The organism is Lactococcus sp. LG1074 (assembly GCF_017309525.1).
In the GTDB taxonomy this organism is placed as follows: domain Bacteria; phylum Bacillota; class Bacilli; order Lactobacillales; family Streptococcaceae; genus Lactococcus; species Lactococcus petauri.
The window spans coordinates 35,228-60,330 of sequence record NZ_CP071293.1; the positions used below are offsets into that span (position 1 = coordinate 35,228).

Annotated in this window: 22 protein-coding genes; 11 read left to right on the plus strand and 11 right to left on the minus strand. The window is 39.0% G+C overall.

Annotation, left to right across the window (positions count from 1 at the left end; all coding sequences use genetic code 11):
• Positions 1-272 precede the first annotated feature (272 nt).
• Positions 273-2,870: a magnesium-translocating P-type ATPase gene (mgtA, locus tag J0J36_RS00180; protein WP_165719000.1), complete on the plus strand. Its 2,598-nt coding sequence runs from the start codon at positions 273-275 to the stop codon at positions 2,868-2,870.
• A 35-nt stretch (positions 2,871-2,905) separates the two neighbouring features.
• Here the strand turns inward: mgtA and plsX are convergent, their stop codons facing one another.
• The 3 genes from plsX to J0J36_RS00195 all read right to left on the minus strand — a co-directional run bounded on the left by plsX (position 2,906) and on the right by J0J36_RS00195 (position 6,526).
• Positions 2,906-3,898 (minus strand): phosphate acyltransferase PlsX, encoded by a 993-nt coding sequence (gene plsX / locus J0J36_RS00185; RefSeq protein WP_019292103.1) that lies wholly within the window; start codon positions 3,896-3,898, stop codon positions 2,906-2,908.
• Between the two features lie 114 nt (positions 3,899-4,012).
• Positions 4,013-4,822 carry a Cof-type HAD-IIB family hydrolase gene (locus tag J0J36_RS00190; protein WP_019292104.1) on the minus strand — a complete coding sequence of 270 codons (810 nt, stop codon included), beginning with the start codon at positions 4,820-4,822 and terminating at the stop codon, positions 4,013-4,015.
• A 75-nt stretch (positions 4,823-4,897) separates the two neighbouring features.
• Complete coding sequence (locus J0J36_RS00195) at positions 4,898-6,526, minus strand: ATP-binding cassette domain-containing protein (RefSeq protein WP_014024105.1); 1,629 nt, start codon at positions 6,524-6,526, stop codon at positions 4,898-4,900.
• A 283-nt stretch (positions 6,527-6,809) separates the two neighbouring features.
• On the opposite strand from J0J36_RS00195, the gene J0J36_RS00200 reads away from it, so the two are divergent.
• Positions 6,810-7,295 carry a YkgJ family cysteine cluster protein gene (locus J0J36_RS00200; RefSeq protein WP_019292105.1) on the plus strand — a complete coding sequence of 162 codons (486 nt, stop codon included), beginning with the start codon at positions 6,810-6,812 and terminating at the stop codon, positions 7,293-7,295.
• Between the two features lie 18 nt (positions 7,296-7,313).
• Here J0J36_RS00200 and J0J36_RS00205 read toward each other — a convergent pair whose 3' ends face one another.
• The 4 genes from J0J36_RS00205 to J0J36_RS00220 form a co-directional block, all read right to left on the minus strand.
• The gene (locus tag J0J36_RS00205; protein WP_153924300.1) at positions 7,314-8,051 is read right to left on the minus strand and encodes a MerR family transcriptional regulator; all 738 of its coding nucleotides are present in this window, start codon (positions 8,049-8,051) and stop codon (positions 7,314-7,316) included.
• Positions 8,052-8,152: 101 nt separating this feature from the next.
• Positions 8,153-10,849 (minus strand): YhgE/Pip domain-containing protein, encoded by a 2,697-nt coding sequence (locus tag J0J36_RS00210; protein ID WP_153924303.1) that lies wholly within the window; start codon positions 10,847-10,849, stop codon positions 8,153-8,155.
• A gap of 46 nt (positions 10,850-10,895) precedes the next feature.
• The gene (locus tag J0J36_RS00215) at positions 10,896-11,426 is read right to left on the minus strand and encodes a TetR/AcrR family transcriptional regulator (protein ID WP_003133604.1); all 531 of its coding nucleotides are present in this window, start codon (positions 11,424-11,426) and stop codon (positions 10,896-10,898) included.
• A 227-nt stretch (positions 11,427-11,653) separates the two neighbouring features.
• A complete protein-coding gene (locus J0J36_RS00220; protein ID WP_153924306.1) occupies positions 11,654-12,547 on the minus strand; it encodes a choloylglycine hydrolase family protein in 894 nt (297 codons plus the stop codon).
• 235 nt (positions 12,548-12,782) lie between these two features.
• Here J0J36_RS00220 and J0J36_RS00225 point away from each other — a divergent pair, with 235 nt between their 5' ends.
• Complete coding sequence (locus J0J36_RS00225) at positions 12,783-14,003, plus strand: MFS transporter (RefSeq protein WP_019293224.1); 1,221 nt, start codon at positions 12,783-12,785, stop codon at positions 14,001-14,003.
• A gap of 140 nt (positions 14,004-14,143) precedes the next feature.
• On the opposite strand, the gene rpmG is transcribed toward J0J36_RS00225, so the two are convergent.
• Both rpmG and rpmF read right to left on the minus strand, forming a co-directional pair.
• Positions 14,144-14,293: a 50S ribosomal protein L33 gene (gene rpmG / locus J0J36_RS00230; RefSeq protein WP_003135293.1), complete on the minus strand. Its 150-nt coding sequence runs from the start codon at positions 14,291-14,293 to the stop codon at positions 14,144-14,146.
• A 30-nt stretch (positions 14,294-14,323) separates the two neighbouring features.
• Positions 14,324-14,497, minus strand: coding sequence for a 50S ribosomal protein L32 (gene rpmF, locus J0J36_RS00235; RefSeq protein ID WP_003135292.1), 174 nt, complete (start codon positions 14,495-14,497; stop codon positions 14,324-14,326).
• A gap of 375 nt (positions 14,498-14,872) precedes the next feature.
• Here rpmF and J0J36_RS00240 point away from each other — a divergent pair, with 375 nt between their 5' ends.
• On the plus strand, positions 14,873-16,666 hold the full coding sequence (locus J0J36_RS00240) for a heavy metal translocating P-type ATPase (RefSeq protein WP_019291934.1): 1,794 nt from the start codon (positions 14,873-14,875) through the stop codon (positions 16,664-16,666).
• Between the two features lie 10 nt (positions 16,667-16,676).
• Here J0J36_RS00240 and J0J36_RS00245 read toward each other — a convergent pair whose 3' ends face one another.
• Together J0J36_RS00245 and J0J36_RS00250 are read right to left on the minus strand one after the other, a co-directional pair.
• The gene (locus J0J36_RS00245; RefSeq protein WP_017368676.1) at positions 16,677-17,945 is read right to left on the minus strand and encodes a replication-associated recombination protein A; all 1,269 of its coding nucleotides are present in this window, start codon (positions 17,943-17,945) and stop codon (positions 16,677-16,679) included.
• Positions 17,946-17,967: 22 nt separating this feature from the next.
• Positions 17,968-18,441, minus strand: a complete 474-nt coding sequence (locus tag J0J36_RS00250; RefSeq protein WP_019291933.1) for a GNAT family N-acetyltransferase — start codon at positions 18,439-18,441, stop codon at positions 17,968-17,970.
• 137 nt (positions 18,442-18,578) lie between these two features.
• Between J0J36_RS00250 and J0J36_RS00255 the strand changes: the two genes are divergently transcribed.
• From J0J36_RS00255 to J0J36_RS00285, 7 genes are all read left to right on the plus strand, one after another.
• Positions 18,579-19,043: a DUF3013 family protein gene (locus J0J36_RS00255; RefSeq protein ID WP_019291932.1), complete on the plus strand. Its 465-nt coding sequence runs from the start codon at positions 18,579-18,581 to the stop codon at positions 19,041-19,043.
• A 24-nt stretch (positions 19,044-19,067) separates the two neighbouring features.
• Positions 19,068-20,021 (plus strand): 50S ribosomal protein L11 methyltransferase, encoded by a 954-nt coding sequence (gene prmA / locus J0J36_RS00260; RefSeq protein WP_017368679.1) that lies wholly within the window; start codon positions 19,068-19,070, stop codon positions 20,019-20,021.
• Between the two features lie 2 nt (positions 20,022-20,023).
• On the plus strand, positions 20,024-20,779 hold the full coding sequence (locus tag J0J36_RS00265) for a 16S rRNA (uracil(1498)-N(3))-methyltransferase (RefSeq protein ID WP_019291931.1): 756 nt from the start codon (positions 20,024-20,026) through the stop codon (positions 20,777-20,779).
• A gap of 124 nt (positions 20,780-20,903) precedes the next feature.
• Complete coding sequence (locus tag J0J36_RS00270) at positions 20,904-23,129, plus strand: bifunctional (p)ppGpp synthetase/guanosine-3',5'-bis(diphosphate) 3'-pyrophosphohydrolase (RefSeq protein WP_019291930.1); 2,226 nt, start codon at positions 20,904-20,906, stop codon at positions 23,127-23,129.
• 54 nt (positions 23,130-23,183) lie between these two features.
• Positions 23,184-23,633, plus strand: a complete 450-nt coding sequence (dtd, locus tag J0J36_RS00275; RefSeq protein ID WP_019291929.1) for a D-aminoacyl-tRNA deacylase — start codon at positions 23,184-23,186, stop codon at positions 23,631-23,633.
• 17 nt (positions 23,634-23,650) lie between these two features.
• On the plus strand, positions 23,651-24,262 hold the full coding sequence (locus J0J36_RS00280) for an HAD family phosphatase (protein WP_153924309.1): 612 nt from the start codon (positions 23,651-23,653) through the stop codon (positions 24,260-24,262).
• Between the two features lie 121 nt (positions 24,263-24,383).
• Positions 24,384-25,004: a 1-acyl-sn-glycerol-3-phosphate acyltransferase gene (locus J0J36_RS00285; RefSeq protein ID WP_019291927.1), complete on the plus strand. Its 621-nt coding sequence runs from the start codon at positions 24,384-24,386 to the stop codon at positions 25,002-25,004.
• Positions 25,005-25,103: the final 99 nt, after the last annotated feature.

Genomic DNA, 25,103 nt, shown 5'->3' on the forward strand with positions numbered 1-25,103 from the left:
ATAACCTTTCGAGTAAGACAAGAGGAGTTGTCAAGAATGTGTCAACTAAGTTTACATGTGGTTCATCTGGTTTTGGTTACAAATATAACACTAAGAAGTGAAGTGTGTTCATGTATGTATAATAAATTACTTTATAATTTCGATTAAGTATCTTCATAGGACTTTCCTATAATTTGTAGTAGAATAAAGAGAGGAATTTCGCAAACCACACCATAATAAAAGAAAAGTAGGCCTTCAAAGGTTTACGCCCTAGAAATGAGGGAGGTGCAAGTATGCAAAAAACGAAAACAAACAAAAACGATGTGCTAAAAGAGTTGGCACAGTTGAATCGTGACGAGCTTTTTGAACGTTTAAACACGAGTTTTACGGGTTTGAACGCTGAACAGGCTGAGGAACGCTTAGACGAATACGGACCGAATGTGGTTGCAAGTCAGCAACCCATTCCCTGGTATATTATTCTGCTCCATGCTTTTAAAAATCCATTTGTTTTTGTTCTTGCTTTTTTGGCAGTTGTTTCCGCATTGACAGGAGATATGGAGGGCGCACTTTACATGTTGCTCATGGTTACCGTATCTGCTGGTGTTAGTTTTGTACAGGAATACAAGTCACAAAAAGCTTCAATCGCTTTACATGAGATGATTGAAAATACCACAAATGTTAAACGTGGAGCGGAAAATTTTGAAATCCCAATGGACGAAGTTGTTCCAGGAGATATCATTCAACTTCAAACGGGAGATATGATACCAGCAGATGCTATTCTACTCTCACACCGAGATCTCTTTATCAATCAAGCCTCTTTAACCGGTGAATCTTTCCCAGTCGAGAAGCGTTTGCCGGAGGATTTAGATGAAGATGAGCAAATTGATTGGGAAGTTACGTCAGCACTTGATGCTCCAAATGTTCTCTTTATGGGAACAGATGTCTTATCAGGAAATGGTGAGATTTTAATCGTTAAAACTGGTGCTTCTACCATGTTCGGTGATATTGCCAGTAAAGCCACAGCAACAAAGGTTGAATCCGCTTTTGATAAAGGATTGAGCCGTGTAAGTCGCCTTCTATTGACTTTAGTTGCGATTATGTTCCCAGTTGTTTTGGTTTTGAACTGGGTAACAAAAGGCGATTTTGAAACATCATTCTTCTTTGCCATCGCTGTAGCTGTCGGTCTTACACCTGAAATGCTGCCCATGATTGTCAATGCGAACTTGGCTAAAGGTGCAGTGGCTCTCAGTAAAGAAAAAGTCATTGTAAAAAATCTATCTGCTATCCAGAATCTAGGTTCGATGGATATACTTTGTACAGATAAGACAGGCACAATTACAGAAGACCGTGTCGTTATGGTTGAATATGTAAATTCTCGTGGCAATAAGGCAGATGAAGTATTAAATTCCGCTTTTATCAATTCTAACTTCCAAACCGGTTGGAAAAATCTGATGGACGTTGCTGTCATTGACTATTTCAAAAAATTGGGCCGTGAATTGCCTGATGAAAATATTACAAAAGTAGATGAGATTCCTTTTGATTTCTCACGTCGTCTTTTATCTGTCGTTGTAAAAACCGATAATAAAAACTTGATGGTCACAAAAGGTGCCGTTGAGGAGATGCAAGCCATCTGTACACATGTAATGGAAGACGGGAAACGTGTTGAAATTACGGAAGAACGTTTAGCAGAGATGAAAGAAGTCAACCGTGAAATGAATATGCAAGGCATGCGTGTCTTAACTATTGCTGAACGAATCATTTCAGATGATGAACTAGAAGACTTTGACTCTGATAGCGAGCGTGATATGACACTTGTCGGATTTATCGGTTTCCTGGATCCGGCTAAAGAATCTGCTGCTAAAGCAATCAATAGTTTACAAAATCACGGTGTAACTGTAAAAGTGTTGACAGGTGATAATGCCATTGTAGCGCAAAAAGTTTGTGAAGATGTTGGAATTCCGGTTGATCGTTATTGTATCGGAAGTGAAATTGATCTTATGGATGATGAAGAACTGTTCAATACAGCTATGGAAGTACACCTTTTTGCAAAATTAAATCCGATGCAAAAGGCACGAATTATTGAACTTATTCGTAAGGTTCACACGGTTGGTTTTATGGGAGACGGAATAAATGACGCCCCAAGTTTACGTGCGGCAGATATCGGGATTTCAGTTGACACTGCAGCCGATATTACTAAAGACGCCTCAAATATCATTCTGCTCGAGAAAAGTTTACAGGTCTTGGAAACGGGTGTCACTGAAGGACGTAAAGTCTTTACAAACATGATGAAGTATATTCGTATCACTTTATCCTCAAACTTTGGGAATGTCTTTTCAGTCTTGGTGGCTAGCGCCTTTTTACCTTTCTTGCCAATGCTCAGTTTACAAATTTTAACTTTGAATCTGATTTATGACATGAGTCAACTTTCAATCCCTTGGGATAATGTTGACGAAGAAGACATTGCGCGTCCAGTGAAATGGCAAACTAAAGGTCTTGCCCGTTTTGCATTTATTGTTGGACCCGTGTCTTCTATCTTTGACATCATCACTTTCCTTGTATTGTGGTATGTCTTTGGCTTCAATACAGTTGCCCATGCTAACCTTTTCCAAGCAGGTTGGTTTGCAGTCAGCTTAGGTACACAAGCTTTGGCTTTCCATATCTTGCGTACCAAAAAAGTCCCCTTCTTGCAAAGTCGTCCTTCATTGCCAGTCATTCTTTCCACAATTGGCGCATTTGTCGTTGGCTTTACATTGATTTTAAGTTCATATGGATCAATTATTGACTTAGCACACTTGCCTGTTCAATTCTTCTTCTACTGGGGTCTAATTATCCTTGCTTATCTCTTATTGTTACAGTTTGTCAAAAATGTGTACTACAAGAAATATAACTAATAAAAAAGCTTTACCATAATGGTAAAGCTTTTTTATTAGTTTTTGTCTTCGAAATGTTTCACTAGTTGGCCAGTAACATCCGTTTCTAGCATCCGATGGATTTGACGAATCGTTGAAACAATGGCCTCAGGGCTAGAATTACCGTGAGCCTTGATAACAGGTGCTTTGACACCTACTAAAGCTGCACCACCCGCGCTATCGGTACTCATCGTGTCTTTGAGTTTACTGAGTTCTTTTTTCACAAGAGCACCACCGATTTTAGTGGTGAATCCTCCATTCATGATGCCGTTTTTGATTTGACGCATCAGAACACTTGCAGTCCCTTCGATAGCTTTAAGCACAGCGTTTCCCGTGAAACCATCAGCGACAACGACATCAGCTGCTCCAGTCAAGATGTCACGCGATTCAATATTACCAATAAAATTAATATCTTCAATATTTGAGAGTAAAGCATGCGTTTCTTTAATCATCGTTGAACCTTTTGATTCTTCAGATCCGTTGGAGAGAAGTGCTACACGAGGATTTTTAACACCACGTACATTGGCCGCATAGTAGCTTCCTAAAATAGCGAAGTCAGCCAGATGTTCAGGTTTATTTTCAGCGTTAGCACCTAAATCTAACATATCGAAGCCTGTACCATCTGCAGTAGGAAGTGTACTCATAAGAGCTGGCCGGTCGATCTGTTTGATGCGACCGACAATAAATAAGCCAGCAGCAAGCAGAGCACCAGTGTTTCCCGCAGAAAGAACAGCATCAGCTTCACCATCTTTGACTGCTTTAACCGCACGGACGAGAGAGCTATCTTTTTTCTTGCGGATAGCTTTTACTGGCTCATCGTGGAAGTCGATAAGTTCAGTTGTTGCGATGATTTTTACGTTTTTTTCATCCTCTAAATGTGCTTTAATTGCTTCAGGTTTTCCGTAGAGCTGAAACTCAATATTTGGAAATTCTTTTTTTGCTAAATTAATTCCTTTAACGATTGACTCGGGTGCAAAGTCGCCACCCATAGCATCAATTGCGATTCTCATAGTGTATCCTCCGATAATTTCTCTGTTCAATTATAACGAAAATCTTTTGTTTTAGCCAATATGATTGAGGCTGAAAACAGTCAAAAAAGTATGAGGCAAGGCTCATACTCTTGATTAATGTGCCAAAATGGCTTCGAGCTCAGTTAAGACTGCTGCGTCGCGATTGTGACCGATAACCTTATCGGAAATTTTCAAAACCTCCGGAATAGCATTCTCAACGGCTACAGCGGTACCTGCTAATTCCAGCATTTCTAAGTCATTGCTTTGATCACCAAAAGCTGTAAGTGACTCCGGACTTGATTGGAGGTGTGTGAGCAAGTGTGAGAGGCCTGTAGCCTTGCTGATTCCAGCTGACATGATGTCAATAGAGCGGAAGCCGGTCGTTGTTGCACGAATATCGGTCATTTGTGCATTTATCCAGTCTTCACATTCGCGGATTTGTTCTGGTGGAAACTCCACACAGACTTTTAAGATTTCATCTTCAATATCATGGACTGATTGTACCAATTTTAAATCAGAATAATAGAGATTGGCAAATTCGACAAATTGTGGATCGGCTGTTTGAAGTGCATAAGCACCGTTGAGTCCTGAAAAGAGAACAACATCACGATGCATGTGTGGATTTTGACGTACAAGTTCAACGAGTTTGCTGGCCTTATCTTGACCTAAGATACTGCTGTAGAGAATCTCGCCTTGGTATTTAACCAAGGCGCCATTTTCCGCACAGAAAGCGACTTGGTCTTGGAACTCGTCAAAAAGTTCTTCTAAAGCCAAGAGTTGACGTCCGCTTGCTGCACAAAAAAGATAATTTCTTTTTTTAAATTCTTTTAAAATATCACGTAGACGACTTTTATCGTAGGCACGGTTTTCGTCGAGAAAAGTGCCATCCATATCTGTCGCAAATATTTTCAATTGATTACTCATCTTGTCCCCTTATTAAAAATACTCCGCTTCAAGATAGTCTTGGCGGAGCAACAATTTATTCTTTTAAAGTTGATCTTAATCTTCAGACCAAAGTTCTTTCACTTTAGCTTGGACTTCGTCATTAGCCAAGAAGTCATCATAAGTTTCTCCAATACGATCAATGACACCGTTCTTAGAAATAACAACGATATGATTTGCTAACGTATTGATAAATTCATGGTCATGTGAAGCAAAGATAATGCTGCCTTTGAATTTTTTCAGTCCGTCATTAAGTGCAGAAATTGACTCCAAGTCCAAGTGATTAGTTGGATCATCAAGAACTAAAACATTTGCACGTTGCAACATCATTTTAGAAAGCATAACACGAACTTTTTCTCCCCCTGAAAGGACAGAAACAGACTTGAGAGATTCTTCGCCTTTGAAGAGCATACGTCCCAAGAAACCACGGAGGTAAGTATTGTCATCCTCTTCTTTAGTTAAGACAAATTGGCGGAGCCAATCCAAGATAGATTCGTCTGTCGCAAAGTCACGGCTGTTATCTTTTGGAAGATAAGAACGTGATGAAGTAACACCCCATTTAATTTCACCTGTGTATTCGATATCGCCCATCAAGGCACGAATCAAAGCAGTTGTTTGGATATCATTTTGACCGATAAAGGCAGTTTTGTCACCAGGGGCTAAGATAAAGCTGATGTTGTCAATGACTTTTTCACCGTCGATTTCGACGGACAAATTATCTACACGGAGTAAGTCATTCCCGATTTCGCGTTCTTGATCAAAACCGATGAAAGGATATTTACGAGAAGAAGGTACAAAGCTTTCCACTTCGATTTTATCCAACATTTTCTTACGTGATGTGGCTTGTTTTGATTTAGAAGCATTGGCCGAGAAGCGGGCGATGAAATCTTGCAGCTCTTTGATTTTTTCTTCAGCCTTACGATTTGCATCTCCTTGTAGACGAAGGGCAAGCTCGGAAGATTCTTTCCAAAAATCGTAGTTACCAGGATAAAGTTTGATTTTGCCGTAATCCAGGTCAGCCATATAAGTACAAACATTATTGAGGAAGTGACGGTCATGGGATACAACGATAACGGTGTTTTCAAAGTTGATAAGGAAGTCTTCAAGCCAGTTGATCGCTTGAATATCCAAACCATTAGTTGGTTCGTCCAAGAGAAGAACGTCGGGTTTACCGAAAAGAGCGCGTGCCAGAAGGACCTTAACGTGTTCGCCAGAAGTCAGATTTGCCATGAGATCATAATGTTGCTCAGTCTTAATGCCTAAGCTTTGAAGCAGTTGAGCTGCTTCGGCTTCGGCTTCGTAACCGCCCATTTCACCAAACTCCGCTTCGAGTTCAGCAGCACGCATTCCATCTTCATCCGAAAAGTCTTCTTTCATGTAGATGGCATTTTTTTCTTGTGCGATGGCATAGAGCTTTTCATTACCCATCATAACAACATCAAGCGGTGTTTGATCTTCATAGTCATAGTGATTTTGACGGAGGACAGACATACGCTCGTTTGGTCCCATTGAAACGTGACCAGTTGTGGGTTGGATTTCACCATCCAAGATTTTTAAAAAAGTTGATTTACCGGCACCATTGGCACCGATTAAACCATAGCAGTTTCCTGCCGTAAACTTGATGTTAACGTCATCAAAAAGCTTGCGGTCAGAAAATTGTAATGAAACATCAGAAACTGTAAGCATGGATATATTTTTCTCCTAGAGTATATTGATTTATAAAAGTTAACTTTTATAAAGGTTATCGCCCTATTCTATCATATTTTAAGTCTTTTTGAAACAGCATAATTTGGGATAAAGTGCACTTTTAGTTTTATTTCAGTGTGGCTTTAGCCTAGCTTAAGTCGTGTCCATTATAATATCTTTATTCCAATAAAATTTTTCATAAAACCTACTCCTAAATGCAGAAAATGTCTGAGTGAACTCAGGCATTTTTTGTTTTTTTTGATTATGATATAATGATGAAGAAATGGATATAGAACATTATAAAGATTTGGCTCTGCAAAAAAAGAAGGAGCATAAGAAATTTTTGGGCAACTTAAAAAAGAAAGCACCCAAAAACCTAGATTACATTGTAAAAGAAACACATGATGAAGTTTTTGCTGAAATCGATTGTACGGCTTGTGCTAACTGCTGTAAGAGCTTAGGTCCGCTTTTTACAGAAGCTGACATTACCCGTATTTCGAAGTATCTGCGCATGAAGGCGGCCGATTTTGAAGCCCAATATTTACGCATAGACGAGGATGGTGACAAGGTTTTTCAAACGATGCCTTGTCCCTTTCTTGGAAGTGATAATCTTTGCAGTATTTACGAGGTTCGTCCTAAGGCCTGCCGTGAATTTCCCCATACAGATCGAAAAAAGATTTATCAAATCAATAATCTGACCTTGAAAAACACAGTGACCTGTCCAGCGGCTTATCTTTTTGTAGAAAAACTGCGGAAAAAAATAGAATAAAAAAGCCTTTGGGCTTTTTTATTTGTAGTAATTTTTTATTGCTTCTAAGAAATACTCTGGAAGTTGTGCGTGTTTTTGGTTGTAATTGCTACGGAAGCGAGGATCCTCAACATACATTTGCCCTAAGCCAATATGTGCTTCCGGAGCGATAGTTTCTTCGGGCCAAAAGAGTTCCAGGATTTCTTTATGGAGGGTAATAGCTTGTTTAGCGAGATTATCATCATTGTTTTCATAAGCTTCTTCCAACATTTGAATCATTTTTTCGTGGGATTTTTGCCAATGTTTGATTTTGGCTTGATCGGCTTGGGCATATTTTTGATATGACTTATCGACGCGCTCACTGCCCCATTTTAGACGGATTTCAGCGCCATATTTATCTTCGTTTTCTTTCAGTTGCGTACTCTTGAGAAGTTCAAATTCTTGTTCATTCATGTGGTAATCTCCTTTTTCTAATTTGTATGACAGATGTTCAATCAATTTTTCAAGGTGCTTGAGTTGATCATTTAAGCGCATCAAATGTTGGCTTAAAGTTTTCTTTTCATCTTGATCTTGTGAGAGGATATTTTTGATTTGATCAAGCGGCAACTCCAACTTTCTTAAGCTCATGATATAAAAAATTTGGGCAATATCTTGTTCAGAATATAAACGGTAATCGTTTTGATCTCTCGCTGGGGCCAGAAGTCCAACAGACTCCCAATGGCGCAAAGTTTTGGAGGTTAGACCTGTTATTTTCGTGATAGCTTTAATATTTTGCATAACGCTCCTTTCATTGATACTAATATTATATATCTTGACCTTAGGTCAAGGTCAAGGGAAATATAAAAAAACTCATAAAAATATGAGTTTTTTTATATTGATTAGTGGAAGAGATGGCTCCGTTGGGTCATTTCTGAGATCTTTTTAGAGGTTTTTTCGAGATGTGGGAAGAATATAAGCCCAGCGACTAAAAAGACAATAGAAACGGCTACGAGGATGATGATGGCAAGCCAAGCGTTTGGCCAATAAATACCACCAGCAGATTCTCGTAAGAGGTTGACCGCATGGGTAAACGGCAAGTAAGGGTTAATCGCTTGGAAGAATTTACCAGAGACTTGAATAGGATAGTTCCCGCCCCCACCGGAAATAGAGAGGACCAAGATAATAATGGCAATCCCTTTCCCGATATTTCCAAACAAAGCTACTAGAACATAAACCATGATCATAAAGGTTATAGCAATCAGTAAGGCAAATAAGACACTATAAACAGGATTACGTACGTCTACACCAAGGCCAAAATAGTTCCCAAGGGTAACGATAAGCGCTTGTCCTAGTCCCATCACGATGAAAGTAAGCATACGTGCTGAGAATTGTTCACGTTTAGAGTAAAGCAGTTTATCTTTGCCTTCTAAGTGGAAGCCAGTGACAGCGACACTAGAGAAGAGGACAGCGCCAACCCACAAACAAAGGGCAGTATAGAACGGTGTGCTGGCTGAACCGTTATTTGCGATTGGATAGACTGCATTTTCTTGGACCTCAACAGGTTGTGTCAGGAAGTCACTTTCTTTCGTTGCATCAAGTTTTAGTAGTTTTACAATTTCACCTAAATCAACTTCTTTCTCACCTTTACGAATAGCATCAGCGGCTTTACGAATTCCTGTTTTGATTCCTGGCCAGTCATTGACGATAAGGTCATTTGCTTGGTTCAAGGCTTTTTCAAGATCAGGCATTTTTTGGTTGACTGTACCTAAAGTTTCTGTCAAATCTTTACGAATACCTGGGTAATCATTTTTGACAAAATCAGCGGCTTTATCAAGTTTTTGCTCCACAACTGGCAGTTCATTTTGATAAAGTGAAGCACCTTTATTAATTGCGTTGACAATAGTGTTCATATTGCCGTTAAGCATAATGTTGGCATCGTGAACTTCTTGCTTAATCGCAGGCATTTCTTTTTGATACTTTTCAAGCAAGGTAATCGCATTAGAAACCGTCTTACTTGTTGAGCTGAGCAAGGATTCAAAATCAATAGCTTGGGCTTTTGTTAGGAGACCTTGGGCATTTTTGATGGTATCGATAAGTTGGGTGAGGACGTTTTGCACTTTTGCGGTTATATCTTGAACATCTATTTGGCTAACAAGTCCAGAAATGTTATTAGCGAGTTCTTCAACATCATTTAGAGCTTTATTAATATCTGGAAGTATGTCAGATTGAACAGCCGCTTTCAAAGTGTCTAGCTGCCCATCAAGTTTTGTGAGTTCTTCAGAGAAGGATTTGAGTTGTGTAATCACTCCGTCAAGGTTGTTGTTTCCTGTACTTGTTTGCATATCTTCCAGAAATTTAATCAGATATTTAACAGTATTTTGCTGTTGTTTGACATTATCTTGGAAGTTTTGAATTACAGCAATCTTTTCCTCAGTTGTAAGAGTTTTATCTCCTATGACTGCCTTTATTGATTTGATAAATGAAGATGTCGAATCAGCAAAGGTTTGAAGTGATTTAAGAGTGATGTCTACACTACTTGTAATACTTGGCAAAGCATTTTGAAGTTGCGTTGCACCGTCCAAAGTAGTAGAAGCTAGCTCATTGGCTTGGTTGCCAAGTTTGCGGATGTCTGGCAAGGCAGTTTGGACTTGTTGAATAATAGTCAAGCCTTGTTTGGCTTCTTGGATACCCTCATTCATGGTTTGCTCAACAGAGGCAAAGTCATTGTCAATCATTGCGATCTGTTTACCAGCATTTTGAATTTCAGGGATTTTTTCTTGCAAGGTCATAATAATTGCAAGCTGATTTTTCACAGTTGGCATGCTGTCGTCCAATTGGACCACTTTCTGACCAAGTGCATCAACCTCAGGCAAATAGTCAATAAACTCATTTGCCTTAGCGAGCTTCGCTTTCAAATCAGGCATTTTGCCATGTAAATCAACGACTTGTTGAGTATATTGGTCAATTGTATCTAAATTATCGTTAGTAGATAAGATAGTGTTTTTAATTTTCTGGATGCTGACCATGTTTTTATCAATGTCATATCCGATATCATTAAAAGTTTTAAGCAATGTGCTACTTGCCGTTTTAATAAATTCTTCGGAAATTTGACTTTGTAATGAAGACGCACCTTTCGAAGTAATTTTTGGGGCAATAGCATTTATTTTTTCATTGATGGAATAAACGATTTTAGGCTTCTGGATATCCCCTGTGGTGAAGCTAAGCAAATTTTTAGAGAAATCCGCTGGCAGATAGATACCTGCGTAGTACTTACCAGATTTGACACCCTTATCCAACTCTTGTTTAGAGTCAACGAACTTCCAACCGAGTTGTTTATTTTCTTTAAGATTTTTCAGGACTTCATCACCGATATTAATCGATTTGTCTTGGAATTTCTCTGTTCGGTCATCACTATAAACCGCTATTGGGAGCTGTGAAGTATTCGCATAAGGATCCCAAAGGGCTTTAATATTAAACCAAGCATATAAGGATGGAATAAACATCAAAGCAATCACTAAAAAGATTGCTATTGGATTTTTAAAGATACGCTTCCAATCCAGAATAAATAGTTTCCCAGTATTTTTTATATGTTTCACATATTCTCCTCTTTTAGTAAATCTAAGGCAGTTTTAATTTTTGTTATCAGCTAATCAGAGCCATCAACAGTTCTGAAATTTGTTCTGGTGTTTCTTTCCGTTTACGCCGAATCCAAGCTTGAGTTAAACCGAAAATGGCATTAGCATAATAAGTTGTGGTGTAGATACTTTCCAACTTGTCCAGTTTTTCACGCTTAGGGTTTTGTGGCAGGATTGAACGTGCCAAAATATTTTTCAGTTGGGCTTGCATGAACTGATGGATTTCTTTACTGCCATTTTCTGAAAATAAAGCAGCATAAATCTCGTTGTTATCAAGGAACTCATAAGTTTCTAACATGGTTTTATGAAGATCGCCATTATTTTTTTCAAAGACATACTCGATCGTATTAAACAAGGTTTTTTGGTATTGGTCAATCATATCATACTTGTCTTGGTAATGCGTATAAAAGCCGCTTCGGCTGATTTTAGCAACCTTCACAAGCTCAGTTGTTGTGATATGATCGAACGATTTTTCCTGTAAAAGTTGTGTTATTGCGTCGCGAAGTTTTGATTTCGTACGTTCTTTTCTATTTTCCATAAATCCTCCTCTATTACTAAAATATAAAAGAACAACGTGTCTATAATTAGCAAAGATTATCATTACAACCCTTATTGAGTTTACGATATGCAATTATAGCACAAAATGGACGGAGCGTCTATAATTTTGCGTTAAAATTTTGATTTTTTTTAAGAAAGGGATTTCATTTAAAGAATATTATTACTATAGAAGAAAAAGAGCAAAAAACCGCTTGAGGCGGTTTTAAACTAATCAGGAAATGGATAACTTATGATGGAAAGAGAATCATAAGTTTGAAAATATAAAGTACGGCTATTCAAATCTACCACACTGCGATAAACAGTATAAGTATCTGAACGTCCATCAGACTTGGGCACAGTGACAGCATTTAAAATGTGCCAAATTTCACTGATATTCTGTTGTTCATCAGCAGGCAGAATTGCACGTTCTTTAAGAATTGTGGCACGGATGAAGCGCGAGGTTGGGGTAAACCCTCCTGGAAAAACAGGCTTCCCACTGAAATCCCCAGTTGAAATACGGTTAGGTGCTAAGGGTTGAGTAGTTAGATCCATATAATCTTGTAACTTGAGGATTTCACGTTCAAATTTAGGAGCATTTGTGACCACACCGATTGTATTTTCGATAATCTCAAAACTGCCATTGCGCGGTTCAATATTAATCATACGACCTGTTGGATCGACAGCGGAGAAGTGCAAATCACTCCGGCCAAATTTATAATGCGAAAAGGTGTCGCTCATGAGTTGGACACTTTCAAGTTGGTTTATCAAATCGGCTACTGAACGACAGTTTCCTAAAGCCCAAGTGACAAATTCAAAAGGCGCGAGCTGTAATTTATCCTCATGAGCATATTCAGCGTATTCTGAGTGGTTAGAAAAAGTAAGTTTTTGGACAGAAAGTCCAAAATCATTAACGCCATCTGAGATATCCGCATGCAAATCCGGAATATTTCGTCCTACTCCTAATATAGTATAAACATTGGAGATATTCCTGTTATTATAGACACTTTTCCACTGGTAATTTTGTGGTAGAACGAGAGCTTCGGGGATAAAACTATGCCAATCCATTGTTCTTGCGAAGACGATGCTTTCATCAGCAGCTTGCATTTTTATACTTGTACACATATTTCTATTCTAGCAAAAAAAATTTCCTAGCTTCGGATAAATGTCTTATTGACGGGCTAGGAAATATAGTTCTTCGTGTTTTCTTAGAATAAAGATAAATTATAGCAAAAGCCGAACATTTGATGATTTAGTTTCGTGTAAGGTTGGCTGAGCCTTGAATCACAATTTTTAAAGTGATAAACTGTCTAAAAGCAAATAAAGTCAGGCAGAGATCTGGCATTTGGAGGAATTAAATATGAGAACACACACATCGGCACATCCCAAGGCTGTGAGCGCCTATCAAGTCAAAGTAGGAACCTTGGTTTCTGCTGGATTTGGTTTAGAAAACATGGATATCATGTTTCTTTCATTCGCACTATCGTCAATTATTGGCGAATTTGGTCTAACAACGACCGAAGCGGGAGCAATTTCTACAGTAACTAACTTGGGGATGTTGCTGGGCGGAATTCTTTTTGGGATTCTGGCCGATAAATTTGGACGTGTAAAAATGTTATCCCTTTCGATTCTCATTTTTGGTCTCGCAACGGGCGCGATTTATTTCTCACACAGTGTTACCTCGCTTTATATCTTACGTTTTATCGCAGGAATTGGTGGCGGTGGTGAATATGGGGTCGGAATGACTATTCTCGCTGAGAATTTCAGTAAGAAAAAGCTGGGTCGAACTTCTTCGATTGTTGCCGTTGCGGGACAAGTTGGCGCGATGTGTGCAGCAATTTTGTCAATGAATATCTTACCCACTTATGGTTGGCGTTTCTTGTTCTTGTTTGGACTTGTGCCAGTAGTTTTGACAGTCTTTATTCAAAAGCACCTGAAGGAAAGTGATTCTTTCAAAGCCATAAAAACTGAAAATAAGGGAAAAATTTCCGACTTGTTTAAAACACGCCAATTGACACACCAAACACTTGTTCTGATGTGGATGGCGATCGTTCAAATCGCTGGTTACTTTGGTCTGATGAACTGGCTCCCAACAATTATGCAGAAAAAACTGAACTTAACAGTCGCTGGTTCATCATCATGGATGATTGCGACCATTATCGGTATGTCTTTAGGTATGCTGACTTTTGGGCAAATTTTGGATAAACTTGGTCCGAAAGTAGCTTTTGGTCTCTTCCTTATCGCATCATCCTTGGCTGTTTATGTCTTGACCATTCCAACAACACTCGCATCACTAACTTTAGTTGGTGCCGTCGTTGGTTACTTTTCAAATGGTATGTTTACAGGATATGGGGCCGTAGTTTCTCGTCTATATCCGCCAGAAGTACGTGCGACAGCAAATAATGTGATTATGAATACGGGGCGCTGTATTGGAGGTTTTTCTTCAATAGTTATTGGCTTTATCTTGGCACATTACTCTATCATGACTGTTATGCTCTTCATCTCCGTGCTCTATATTTTAAGTTTCTTGGCTATGATGACGGTGAAGAATTTACGTGCAGGTGTTTACTGGTCGCTTTAATCTTAAATAATAAAAAATAGGAAAAGCTTTCCCACATGATGTTGGGAAGTTTTTTGTTTGTGAAGCTAGGTAAATAGTACCTTTTTAGTTTCAAGGAGGAGTATTCTCGAGAAACAAAAAACCGCCACAGCGGTTTAATATTATTTAACTTCTTTAAAAATAACGTGTTTACGAAGTTTTGGAGAGTATTTTTTCAATTCCAAACGGTCTGGGTTGTTACGTTTGTTCTTTTGAGTAAGGTAAAGACGTTCACCAGATTCTTTGTGTTCAAGTGTAATATTTACGCGCATAACTGTTCCTTTCTGACTTTTTTACTGTTTTTATTTAGCGTCTTTTACTTGGCGGCCTTTGTAGTAGCCTTTAAGTGAAACACGGTGTGAGTGACGGTAGTCACCAGTAGTTTCGTCAAAAGTAACAGTTGGAGCTGTCATTTTGTAGTGTGTACGACGTTTGTTTTTCTTAGATTTAGAAGTGTGACGTGCAGGTACTGCCATGGTTTGATTCCTCCGTAGATTTTTTCGTTTTGGATAAGCCCAAAAACGTACTTTACTATAATACACTAATCTTTTTCAAAAAGCAAGCTTTGTAAAGTATTTTTACTTGACGTTTTTTTTAAGGTGGCTATTGGGTGAAAAAGTTCTATAGATAAAATGACAAAGACTTTTGACAGCTGTCTGGTTGGGAATATTCCCTGTTTTTTGCTAATATATAGTTAAGAATGTTGTAACTTATAAAATAAAAGCTCAGTTCTTCGGAATCAAAGTGCGACAAGGATTATTTTTCTATCCCGAGCAAATCAGTGTTCGATGAAAACTATTTTGAGTCAAACAGGGCAAAGTTTCAGGAAATTTATTTTATAAGGAGAAAACATGAAAAACTGGCAAAAACTTGTTTTAGTATTTTTCATAGCAGCTGCGTCTCTTTTGGCTCAGTTTGCTTTTAATGCACCTTTGATAGCACGATTTATCATCACTATTGCAGGTGGTATTTTAGCACTGTCAATGTTTATTGAGATGGTTAAAACACTGCGTAAAGGAAATTATGGTGTTGACTTACTCGCAATTACTGCGATCATTGCGACACTATTGGTAGGAGAATATTGGGCCTCATTAATCATTATTTTAATGTTGGTTGGAGGTGAAACGCTTGAGGATTACGCAGCGGGACGTGCCAATCGTGAATTGTCTGCCCTGTTGCAGAAAACACCAGATATTGCCCATGTCATGCAAGAGGGTAAAGTCGTCGACATGGACTTAGATGATGTTGAGATAGGGGCACATCTCTTGATTAAGCCTATGGAAGTTGTGCCTATCGATGGGGTTCTCCTTTCAGAAGCAGCTATTCTGGATGAATCCTCTGTCACGGGTGAAACTAAACCGAATGAGTTACAACAAGGGGATGAAATTCTTTCAGGTGCAATTAATGGCAGCTCCAGTATCGAAATCCGCACAAGTGTTGCAGCAAGTGAATCCCAATTTCAAAAAATCGTTGCTCTTGTTCGTGAAGCAGAAGCAACGCCGGCAAATTTTGTACGTTTAGCAGATCGTTACGCTGTGCCATTTACGATTATGGCCTACATCATTGCAGCTGTTGCTTACTTTATCTCTGGTGACCCTGTCCGTATTGCAGAAGTATTGGTGGTCGCAAGTCCATGTCCTTTGATTTTGGCTGCGCCCATTGCTTTTGTCTCAGGAATGAGTCGTTCCTCAAAAAATGGTTTTTTAATTAAAAATGGAACCATCATTGAGAAACTTGCAACAGCCAAGGCAATTTTCTTTGATAAAACGGGAACAATTACCGATGGTAAAATCGAAGTAGATGCCATTGTTCCAGCAGAAGGAATATCGCAAGAAGAGTTACTCAATATTGTTTACACCATCGAAAAATCTTCCACTCACATCTTGGCCAAGGCTGTTTCAAGCTATGCAGAGTCACATAATGTCCAAAGTCTTGCTTTAGAAAGCCTCAGTGAGGTTGCAGGATTAGGTGTGACAGGGCAAATCAATGGTCAATTAATTAAAATCGGGCGTGCAAGTTTTGTGGGCGCACCAGAGGGGTTAGATTTTGAAACAGCTTTTTATGTGTCACGTGATGGCCAATATATCGGTGCAGTAACCTTCTCAGATACTTTACGTGCCAATGCTCCCGCTGTGATTAAAGATTTACGTCAAGCAGGTTTTGAGAGCATTACGATGCTGACAGGGGATAATGCTCGTGTTGCCGATAAAATTGCAGCACAAGTAGGGATTACCGAGGTTTACAGTAGTATGTTACCAGAAGAAAAGCTTGCCAAAATCCAAGCTTCAACTATTCATCCAACGATTATGGTTGGTGACGGTGTCAATGATGCCCCAGCTTTAACGCTTGCGGATGTTGGTATTTCTATTGGGACTGGGAACAATACTGTTGCTAGTGAAGCGGCTGATATTGTACTTTTGAAAAATGATTTGTCCTCTGTAACAAAAGCAGTTCATATTAGTCGTGATACATTAACCATTGCGAAACAATCGGTTTTGATTGGGATTATCATTTGTGTTATCTTGATGTTAATTGCTGCTACAGGGCTTATTCCGGCAATTATCGGTGCTCTTTTCCAAGAGGTTATCGATGTTGTTTCGATTCTTTATGCTTTAAGAGCCTTGAAGGGATATAAGAATAAGTAATAAAAAATCGTCAGTTTTGACGATTTTTCTTTTGGTTTTCGATCCATTTCTTACGTTCATTTAAGGCCCATTCGTATTTGCCCATCTTATCAGGGTGGAAGTAATCTGCTTTTCGCAGTTTATCGGGAAGATAATCCTGCTTCACCCAATGTTCTGGGAAATTATGTGGGTACTTATAACCCTCGCTCCGCCCAAGATCCTTAGCTCCCGCATAGTGCCCATCTTGCAAGTGCGCAGGAATGGGAAGATTTCCGTATTTTCCTAAGTCTCCTATTGCCGCATCCAGAGCCATATAAGCGGCATTGGACTTAGGGGAGAGGGCAAGGTCAATAACGATATTTGCTAGCGGTATCCTTGCCTCAGGAAACCCTAATTTTTCTGCAGCTTGTAAACCTAACATTGTATGAACAGCGGCTTCTGGATTGGCAAGACCGATGTCTTCATAAGCCATTACTGTCAATCTTCGTGCCAGACTTTGAAGGTCTCCACCTTCAATTAGGCGTGCGGCATAGTGTAAACTTGCGTTTACATCAGATCCGCGGATTGATTTTTGTAAGGCGCTAAGCAGGTCATAATGAGCATCGCCATCTTTATCAAAACTTAGTGCTTTACGTTGAAGTGAGTTTTCCATATCTTCCAGGGTTACATGATGGTTTTCGGAAGATAAGACGGCAAGTTCCAAAGCATTGTAAACCGCGCGTAAATCACCGTTGGTTGAGTGCGTGAGGAAGTAAAGAGCATCATCGTCAAGAGTAACAGGGAAGTTAAAGCCTCGTTCCGTATCTTCAAGGGCAAGGTTTACAGCATTCTGTAAATCATCACTTTCTAGAGGCTTTAACTCAAAAATCTGCACACGACTACGGATGGCAGGCACAACACTAAAATAAGGGTTTTCCGTAGTAGCGCCAATTAAGATAATTTGACCATTTTCTAACAGAGGCAGGAGAAAATCTTGCTTAGGTTTATCCAGACGATGAATCTCATCTAAGAGAAGGACCAGTTGTCCAGAAAATTCCGCCTCAGCGGCAATTTCTTGCAGTTTTTTCTTGCTGTCTGTTGTCGCATTAAAACTACGGAAAGCGGCATTCATCGTGCCAGCAATAGCAGAGGCAATGGAAGTTTTACCAATTCCCGGAGGACCGTAAAGAATCATGGAAGTCAAAAGTTTTGTTTCGACCATCCGGCGAATGATTTTTTTAGGGCCAACAAGATGAGATTGCCCAATAATCTCGTCAATATTACGCGGTCGCATTCGGCGAGCTAAATTTTGATGTGTCATATAAAGCGGTTCTCCTTACTACCTAGAGATAATAGGCGTAAATTAAGCTGTCAACATAGAGACCATCAATGAAATACTCTTTTTTGAGTCGCCCTTCAAGTTGAAATCCTAGACGCTCGTAGAGAGCTAATGCTGTAGGGTTGCTTGACATTGCATTGATGGTAATCTTTTCATATTTTTCGGTACGTGCTTCGTGGATAAGATGTTGGATAAGCTGAGTCGCAACACCTTTTCCTCTTGCTTCTTTTACAGTCATTACACCGAAAGTAATTACATGTGAACCAAATTCAGACTTATTACGGGGACCGTAATCTAAAACACCCAAAATAACACCCTCTTCTTCCGCAAGAAGATAACGTGTTCCCTTCAATATTTTCTTCATTATTTTTTCAGCAGAGCTGTTGATGACAAAGGGTGTGGATTTTAAAGTCCAGTTTTGATTTTCGATTTTAGCCACATAAGCGAAATCATGGGGTTCGATAGGTCTGATTTTCATATATTTCTCTCTAGAGATAATTTTTATTTCTGTTATAATTATAACAGAAAAGTATTACGACGTTTAAACTCCCAATTGCTATTTTAATTCGAAGCATTGGAGAGGAAATTGCTTGTAACAGAAAAAAGAGGTAGAAAATGGCAAAGTACGGTTTTTTAGATATTTTAGATGAAGAATTGAGCAAGAATTTCAGTTATGATTTTGAGATAAATTGGGATAAAAGAAATTTCGCTGTCGAAGTCAGCTTCCTTTTGGAAGCTGCAAATCCAGAAGGCGTTGTTCTTTCGGATGCAGATGGTGTCGAGTCAGAAGAAAATGTACTTTATGAAGATGCCGTGATTTTTTATAATCCGAACAAGTCGAAGTTTTCAGAAGAAGAATATTTAGCAGGTGTGGCGTATTCAGATAAGGGATTATCTCGTGAATATATTGCTTACTTTGTTGAGTTCTTACAAGAAACAGCGGATGAAGGTTTAGATGCTTTGATAGATTTCTTAAATTCCGATGAAGAAGAATTTATGCTTGAATTTGATAAAGAAAAATTTGAAAAAGGTTTGGAAAATCTTGAGGAGACAACTTTTTTCAAGTATCCTCGTTATTAATATAAGGAAGAGAATAGCAATAATATGAATAATTGGAACAGTATCACCGTACGCATCATTCGTGCAGCAGAAGAAGCAATCAGTAATATTTTAGTTGAAGCAGGATCAGCAGGGGTTGAAATTAACGACAGTGCAGATTATCTTAATCACAAGGACCTTTTCGGAGAAGTGCTTCCTCAGGTAGAACAGTCAGAAATGGTGGAAGTGACTGCTTATTATCCGGAAAATATGCCAATTACTGAGCTCAAGTCAGATATTGAACAAAAGATAAATGCTTTAGCAGGAAGCTTTGACGTGACCAACGTTGAAGTACGTACAAATAATCTTGCAGAACAAGATTGGGCAGATGCTTGGAAAAAGTATTTTGAACCAGCTCGCATTACTCATGATTTGACGATTGTCCCAAGTTGGACAGATTATACTCCACAATCTTCAGCGGAGAAGCTGATTCGCCTTGATCCAGGGATGGCTTTTGGTACAGGAACGCACCCAACAACAAAAATGAGTCTTTATGCTCTAGAACAAATAATTCGCGGTGGCGAAACGGTCTTGGATGTAGGTACAGGTTCTGGTGTGCTCTCTGTAGCTAGCGCTTATCTTGGCGCAAGTGAAATTCATGCCTATGATATTGATGAAGTTGCTGTGCGTGTAGCACGTGAAAACATTGAGCTTAACCCAAATACGGATAAAATTTCAATCTCAGCCAATAATTTATTGGAGGGTATCGAGCAACAAGCAGAAGTTATCGTAGCAAATATTTTGGCGGATATTCTTGTACTTATGACTGACGACGCTTTCCGTCTCGTCAAAGATGAAGGTTATTTGATTATGAGTGGTATCATCGCTGATAAAGCAGATAAAGTTATTGCATCCGCAGAAAATGCTGGTTTCTTCCTTGAAACGCGTATGACTCAAGGCGAATGGAACTGTGTGATTTTCAAAAAGACAGAAAACCGTGAAGGGGTAATTGGCGGTTAAGTATGGCAAATCAATATTTTGTGTTCAAAAAGCAACCAGAAATTGGTGAAGACTTTACTATTGACGATAAGGCAGCTGTTCATCACATTTTTACAGTCATGAGGACGAGTGTGGGGGAGAAGATACAGCTAGTTTTTGAAGAGGGGAAAGTGGGTCTTGCCGAAGTTGTTTCTAGCGAGCTATGTACGGTACGTTTATTAGAGGTACTGGATGTGCAAACGGAACTTCCAGTTCACATTACTGTAGCGCTTGGTTTCCCTAAAGGCGATAAATTAGAATTTATCAGTGAGAAGGCAACGGAACTTGGCGCAAGTGCAATCTGGGCTGCCCCCTTCAAATGGTCTGTGGCCAAATGGGACAGCAAAAAGCTTGCCAAAAAGAAGGAAAAATTAGATAAAATTGTATTGGGTGCTGCAGAACAATCTCGCCGTCAAATATTGCCAGAAATCTGTTTTTTTGAAAAGCTGTCTGAACTGGTTGCTACATTTTCTCAATTTGACCAAGTTTTAATTGCTTATGAAGAATCTGCTAAAGCAGGGGAGCAAGCGAGGTTGGCTCAAAATATGACGAGTTTAAAACCAGGCCAAAAAGTTTTGCTGCTTTTTGGACCAGAAGGTGGTATTGCACCGGAAGAGATTGCGCTATTTGAACAAGCAGGTGCAGAGATTGTCGGGCTCGGACCGCGTATTATGCGTGCTGAGACAGCACCGCTCTACGCCTTGTCGGCCTTTTCAACTTACTTTGATTTGTTGAAATAAACCGAACAAAGAGATAAAAACTCGCGCTTTAAGGACTAAAAGCGTAAATTTATAGGCAGAAATGTGTTAGAATAGTAAAAATATATCAAGGAGGAAAGTGGAGCTACTTCACAGGAAATAAAACATGCCCTCAGAACCAAATCTTACCGGAGATCAAGTGGTTAAACTTGCCTCCGCATACATGAATGAAAAAGATATCTTGCTGGTGCGTAAAGCTTTACAGTGTGCATCAATAGCTCACGCTGAACAGTATCGTGCAAGCGGAGAACCTTACATTATCCATCCTATCCAAGTGGCGGGAATTTTATCTAAACTACAGCTTGATGCAGCAACTGTATCGGCAGGCTTTTTGCATGATGTTGTTGAAGACACTAACTTTATACAGTCAGACTTGGTGGAACTTTTTGGTGAAGAGATTGCGAATATTGTTGATGGAGTAACGAAGCTTGGTAAGGTAGAATACAAATCGCATGAAGAACAACTTGCGGAAAATCACCGTAAGATGTTGATGGCCATGAGCAAGGATATTCGAGTTATCTTGGTCAAACTTGCCGACCGTCTTCATAATATGCGCACTCTCAAAAATCTCCGACCAGACAAACAAAAACGTATTTCAAGTGAGACTATGGCGATTTATGCGCCGCTTGCACACCGCTTGGGTATTGGAAGCATTAAATGGGAACTTGAAGATCTCTCTTTCCGTTATCTTAATGAAACAGAGTTCTATCGTATCCGTGGCTTAATGAACGAAAAACGTGCAGCGCGTGAAAATTTAGTTGAAGAAGTGATTGAGAAGCTAAATGAGCGTATGAAAGATGCACAAGTTGACGCTGAAATCTATGGGCGACCAAAGCATATCTATTCTATTTATCGTAAAATGCACGATAAGAAAAAGCGTTTTGATGAAATTTATGACCTTATTGCCATTCGCTGTTTGACAAACTCGACAAGCGACGTTTACACGACACTAGGGTATATCCATGATTTATGGAAGCCGATGCCTGGGCGTTTCAAGGACTATATTGCTAACCCTAAAGCTAATGGTTACCAGTCTGTTCACACCACGGTTTACGGTCCTAAGGGGCCGATGGAATTCCAAATCAGAACCCATGAGATGCATCAGATTGCTGAGTACGGGGTCGCAGCACACTGGGCTTACAAGCAAGGGCGTAAAGCTAAAGTTGACGTTCATGAGATTTCGGAAACACTAAACTGGATTAACGAATTGGTGGAACTTCAAGAACAATCAGGTGACTCCGCAGAGGAATTTGTTAAAGCAGTTCAGGAAGATATTCTTGGTGACAAAATTTATGTGTTTACACCAACAGGAGCAGTTCAGGAATTGCCAGCTGGCTCCGGTCCTATTGACTTTGCATATGCTATCCATACGCAAGTGGGGGATCATGCAACAGGTGCGAAGATTAACGAGCGAATGCAACCGCTGAATTATGTTCTGAAAACAGGTGATAAAGTAGAAATTATTACTTCCAAAACGTCATTTGGACCAAGTCGTGATTGGATTAAACTCGTTAAGACCAATAAAGCCCGTAACAAGATTAAGCAATTTTTCAAGAGTCAAGATAAGGAACTCTCTATCCACAAAGGCCGTGAAATGCTGCAAACGGAACTTGCAGAGAATGGTTTTACACCGAACCAATATTTGGATAAAAAACATCTGGACGAAGTACTTGAAAAATTAAGTTATCGGGACAGTGAAGCCCTGTTTGCTGCAGTTGGTTTTGGTGAAATATCAGCAACCTCTGTATTCAATCGTTTGACAGAAAGTGAGCGCCGTAAAGTTGAGAAAGAAAAGCTGAAAGCTGAATCTGAACAACTAATGAAGGGTGAAGTCAAACGCGAAAACAAAAATAAAAATGTCATGAAAATTCGCCATGATGGTGGTGTGAGTGTTTCTGGCGTTGATAGCATGTTGGTGCATATCAGTAAATGTTGTAACCCTGTGCCAGGGGATAAGATTGTCGGATATATCACTAAAGGTCGAGGAGTTTCCATCCACCGCGCAGACTGTAAAAATGTTCGCAGTCAAGAAGATTATGAAAAGCGTCTGATTGATGTAGAATGGGATGATTCACAACACCTTACTAAAGAATACGTGGCCAATATCCATGTGTATGCGTTTAATCGTCCGAATCTGCTTAATGATATCGTTCAAGTGTTGTCTAATACAACAAAAAGTTTGATCTCAATTAATGCTCATCCAACAAAGGATAAAAAAATGGCCAATATCCATCTTTCTATTGGAATAAAAAATCTATCTGATTTGACTTTGATTGTTGATAAGATTAAGATGACACCAGATGTCTATAGTGTTAAACGGACCAATGGTTAACAGAAAATAGCAAAAAACTGTCCTTTTGGATAGTTTTTTTGTTAAAATGAAATTATGAAAATAGTAATCCAAAGAGTTAAAGAAGCTTCAGTAAAAATTGAAAATAAAATCAGAAATCAAATCACATCTGGCCTATTACTTCTCGTTGCAGTAGAAGATGCAGATACAGATTTTGACTTAGATTATGCCGTACGCAAGATCAGTAAAATGCGTATTTTTTCAGATGAAAATGGCAAGATGAACTTATCTGTACAAGATATCTCTGGCGAAGTACTTTCTATCTCACAGTTTACACTCTATGCGGATATTCGCAAAGGAACACGCCCAAGCTTTTCGCAAGCCGGGAATCCAGCATATGCAGAAGCGATGTATCTTAAATTTAATGAAAAGCTTAACCAGATTGTTCCGACTAAAGCAGGAGAATTCGGTGCAGATATGGAAATCAGTTTAATTAATGATGGGCCAGTAACAATAATTATTGATACAAAAAGTGCACGAAAATAGAAAGCAGAGGACAATCGATGACAGTTAAAAATATCATTTTTGATCTCGGCGGTGTGATTCTTGATCTAGATTTTGAAAGAATGATACAGCAATTCCACAAATTAGGTATTTCAGATTTCGAAGATTATTTCACCTTGAAAAAACAGGCGGATTTTTTCGAAGCTTTGGAGTTGGGACTCATCACACCAGAAGGATTTTGTGACCGCCTTCGAGAAGAAGCAAAAGTCGATGTGGATAATGAGGCGATAGAAGAAGCTTGGAATCTTATTTTGAAAGATTTCAGTTCAGAGCGGATGAATTATCTGGAAAAAATTTCTGAAAAATATAACATTTTTCTCTTTTCAAACACTAACAGTATTCATGCAAAATGTTTTGAAAAAAGATGCTCAGAACAAACGGGAAGAACTTTGGAGACTTACTTTAAACAGGTGTTTTATTCACATAGTTTACACCTGAGAAAACCAGATATGGCTGCGTTTAAAGAGGTTTTAGAATGCTCTGGTTTACAGGCGGCGGAAACTTTGTTTATAGATGATAATTTAGCTAATATAGTGGGAGCACAGAAGGTGGGGCTCCAAACAATTCATCTCCAAAAGCCTCAGACCATTCTCGACTTAGAAATTGATTAGCGTCAAGTCAATTGATAAATAAAAACTCCAGAAGGAGTTTTTTTGCTTTTCTGACTAGCCAAATTGAAGTAAATAGTATAAAATTTATAAAGCTAAATATTTTTAGGAGTATTCTACAGTTATGTTTTATATATTTTTACGCGGTTTAGTTCGCTTTTTACTTTTCATATTTAATGGTAAGGCTACATACCATCATACGGAACGCATTCCAGACAAGTCTGAGAATTATATTTTGGTAGCGCCACACCGCATGATTCTTGATCCTGTTTACATGGCTTTTGCGACACGTCCAAAACAGTTTATCTTTATGGCCAAGAAAGAGCTTTTTAAAAATCCTTTCTTTGCGTGGTGGATTAAAAAATGTGGGGCTTTCCCAGTCGATCGTGAAAATCCTGGACGTGAAGTCATTCAGTATCCAGTAAAGATGCTAAAAAAATCAGATAAATCTCTCATCATGTTTCCAACAGGTTCACGGCACTCCAACGAACTCAAAGGCGGTGTTACGATTATCGCTAAAATGGCAAAAGTTCGGATTGTTCCTGCTGTTTATCAGGGTCCTTTATCAATGAAGGGTATTTTTAAGCGTGAAAAAGTACAATTGAATTTTGGGGAACCTATTGATATTTCAGATATTAAAAAAGCAAATGCTGAAGGTATCGAAGAAGTGAATCGCCGTTTGGAAGCTGCATTTGCTCAACTCGATAAGGAAATCGATCCAAATTACAAATACGTTGCTAAATAATACAGCTGTATTTATATTTTTGAGGTAACTATTGGAAAAAACCTTTAAAAATGCTAAAATTAAGGAAATATCCCTTATTGGATAGTAAACGGAGAATAC

Excerpts from the sequence above, each read along its gene's own strand:
- mgtA (WP_165719000.1), top strand. The coding sequence starts at position 273 with ATGCAAAAAACGAAAACAAACAAAAACGATGTGCTAAAAGAGTTGGCA.
- plsX (WP_019292103.1), bottom strand. The coding sequence starts at position 3,898 with ATGAGAATCGCAATTGATGCTATGGGTGGCGACTTTGCACCCGAGTCA.
- J0J36_RS00190 (WP_019292104.1), bottom strand. The coding sequence starts at position 4,822 with ATGAGTAATCAATTGAAAATATTTGCGACAGATATGGATGGCACTTTT.
- J0J36_RS00195 (WP_014024105.1), bottom strand. The coding sequence starts at position 6,526 with ATGCTTACAGTTTCTGATGTTTCATTACAATTTTCTGACCGCAAGCTT.
- J0J36_RS00200 (WP_019292105.1), top strand. The coding sequence starts at position 6,810 with ATGGATATAGAACATTATAAAGATTTGGCTCTGCAAAAAAAGAAGGAG.
- J0J36_RS00205 (WP_153924300.1), bottom strand. The coding sequence starts at position 8,051 with ATGCAAAATATTAAAGCTATCACGAAAATAACAGGTCTAACCTCCAAA.
- J0J36_RS00215 (WP_003133604.1), bottom strand. The coding sequence starts at position 11,426 with ATGGAAAATAGAAAAGAACGTACGAAATCAAAACTTCGCGACGCAATA.
- J0J36_RS00220 (WP_153924306.1), bottom strand. The coding sequence starts at position 12,547 with ATGTGTACAAGTATAAAAATGCAAGCTGCTGATGAAAGCATCGTCTTC.
- J0J36_RS00225 (WP_019293224.1), top strand. The coding sequence starts at position 12,783 with ATGAGAACACACACATCGGCACATCCCAAGGCTGTGAGCGCCTATCAA.
- rpmG (WP_003135293.1), bottom strand. The coding sequence starts at position 14,293 with ATGCGCGTAAATATTACACTTGAACACAAAGAATCTGGTGAACGTCTT.
- rpmF (WP_003135292.1), bottom strand. The coding sequence starts at position 14,497 with ATGGCAGTACCTGCACGTCACACTTCTAAATCTAAGAAAAACAAACGT.
- J0J36_RS00240 (WP_019291934.1), top strand. The coding sequence starts at position 14,873 with ATGAAAAACTGGCAAAAACTTGTTTTAGTATTTTTCATAGCAGCTGCG.
- J0J36_RS00245 (WP_017368676.1), bottom strand. The coding sequence starts at position 17,945 with ATGACACATCAAAATTTAGCTCGCCGAATGCGACCGCGTAATATTGAC.
- J0J36_RS00250 (WP_019291933.1), bottom strand. The coding sequence starts at position 18,441 with ATGAAAATCAGACCTATCGAACCCCATGATTTCGCTTATGTGGCTAAA.
- J0J36_RS00255 (WP_019291932.1), top strand. The coding sequence starts at position 18,579 with ATGGCAAAGTACGGTTTTTTAGATATTTTAGATGAAGAATTGAGCAAG.
- prmA (WP_017368679.1), top strand. The coding sequence starts at position 19,068 with ATGAATAATTGGAACAGTATCACCGTACGCATCATTCGTGCAGCAGAA.
- J0J36_RS00265 (WP_019291931.1), top strand. The coding sequence starts at position 20,024 with ATGGCAAATCAATATTTTGTGTTCAAAAAGCAACCAGAAATTGGTGAA.
- J0J36_RS00270 (WP_019291930.1), top strand. The coding sequence starts at position 20,904 with ATGCCCTCAGAACCAAATCTTACCGGAGATCAAGTGGTTAAACTTGCC.
- dtd (WP_019291929.1), top strand. The coding sequence starts at position 23,184 with ATGAAAATAGTAATCCAAAGAGTTAAAGAAGCTTCAGTAAAAATTGAA.
- J0J36_RS00280 (WP_153924309.1), top strand. The coding sequence starts at position 23,651 with ATGACAGTTAAAAATATCATTTTTGATCTCGGCGGTGTGATTCTTGAT.
- J0J36_RS00285 (WP_019291927.1), top strand. The coding sequence starts at position 24,384 with ATGTTTTATATATTTTTACGCGGTTTAGTTCGCTTTTTACTTTTCATA.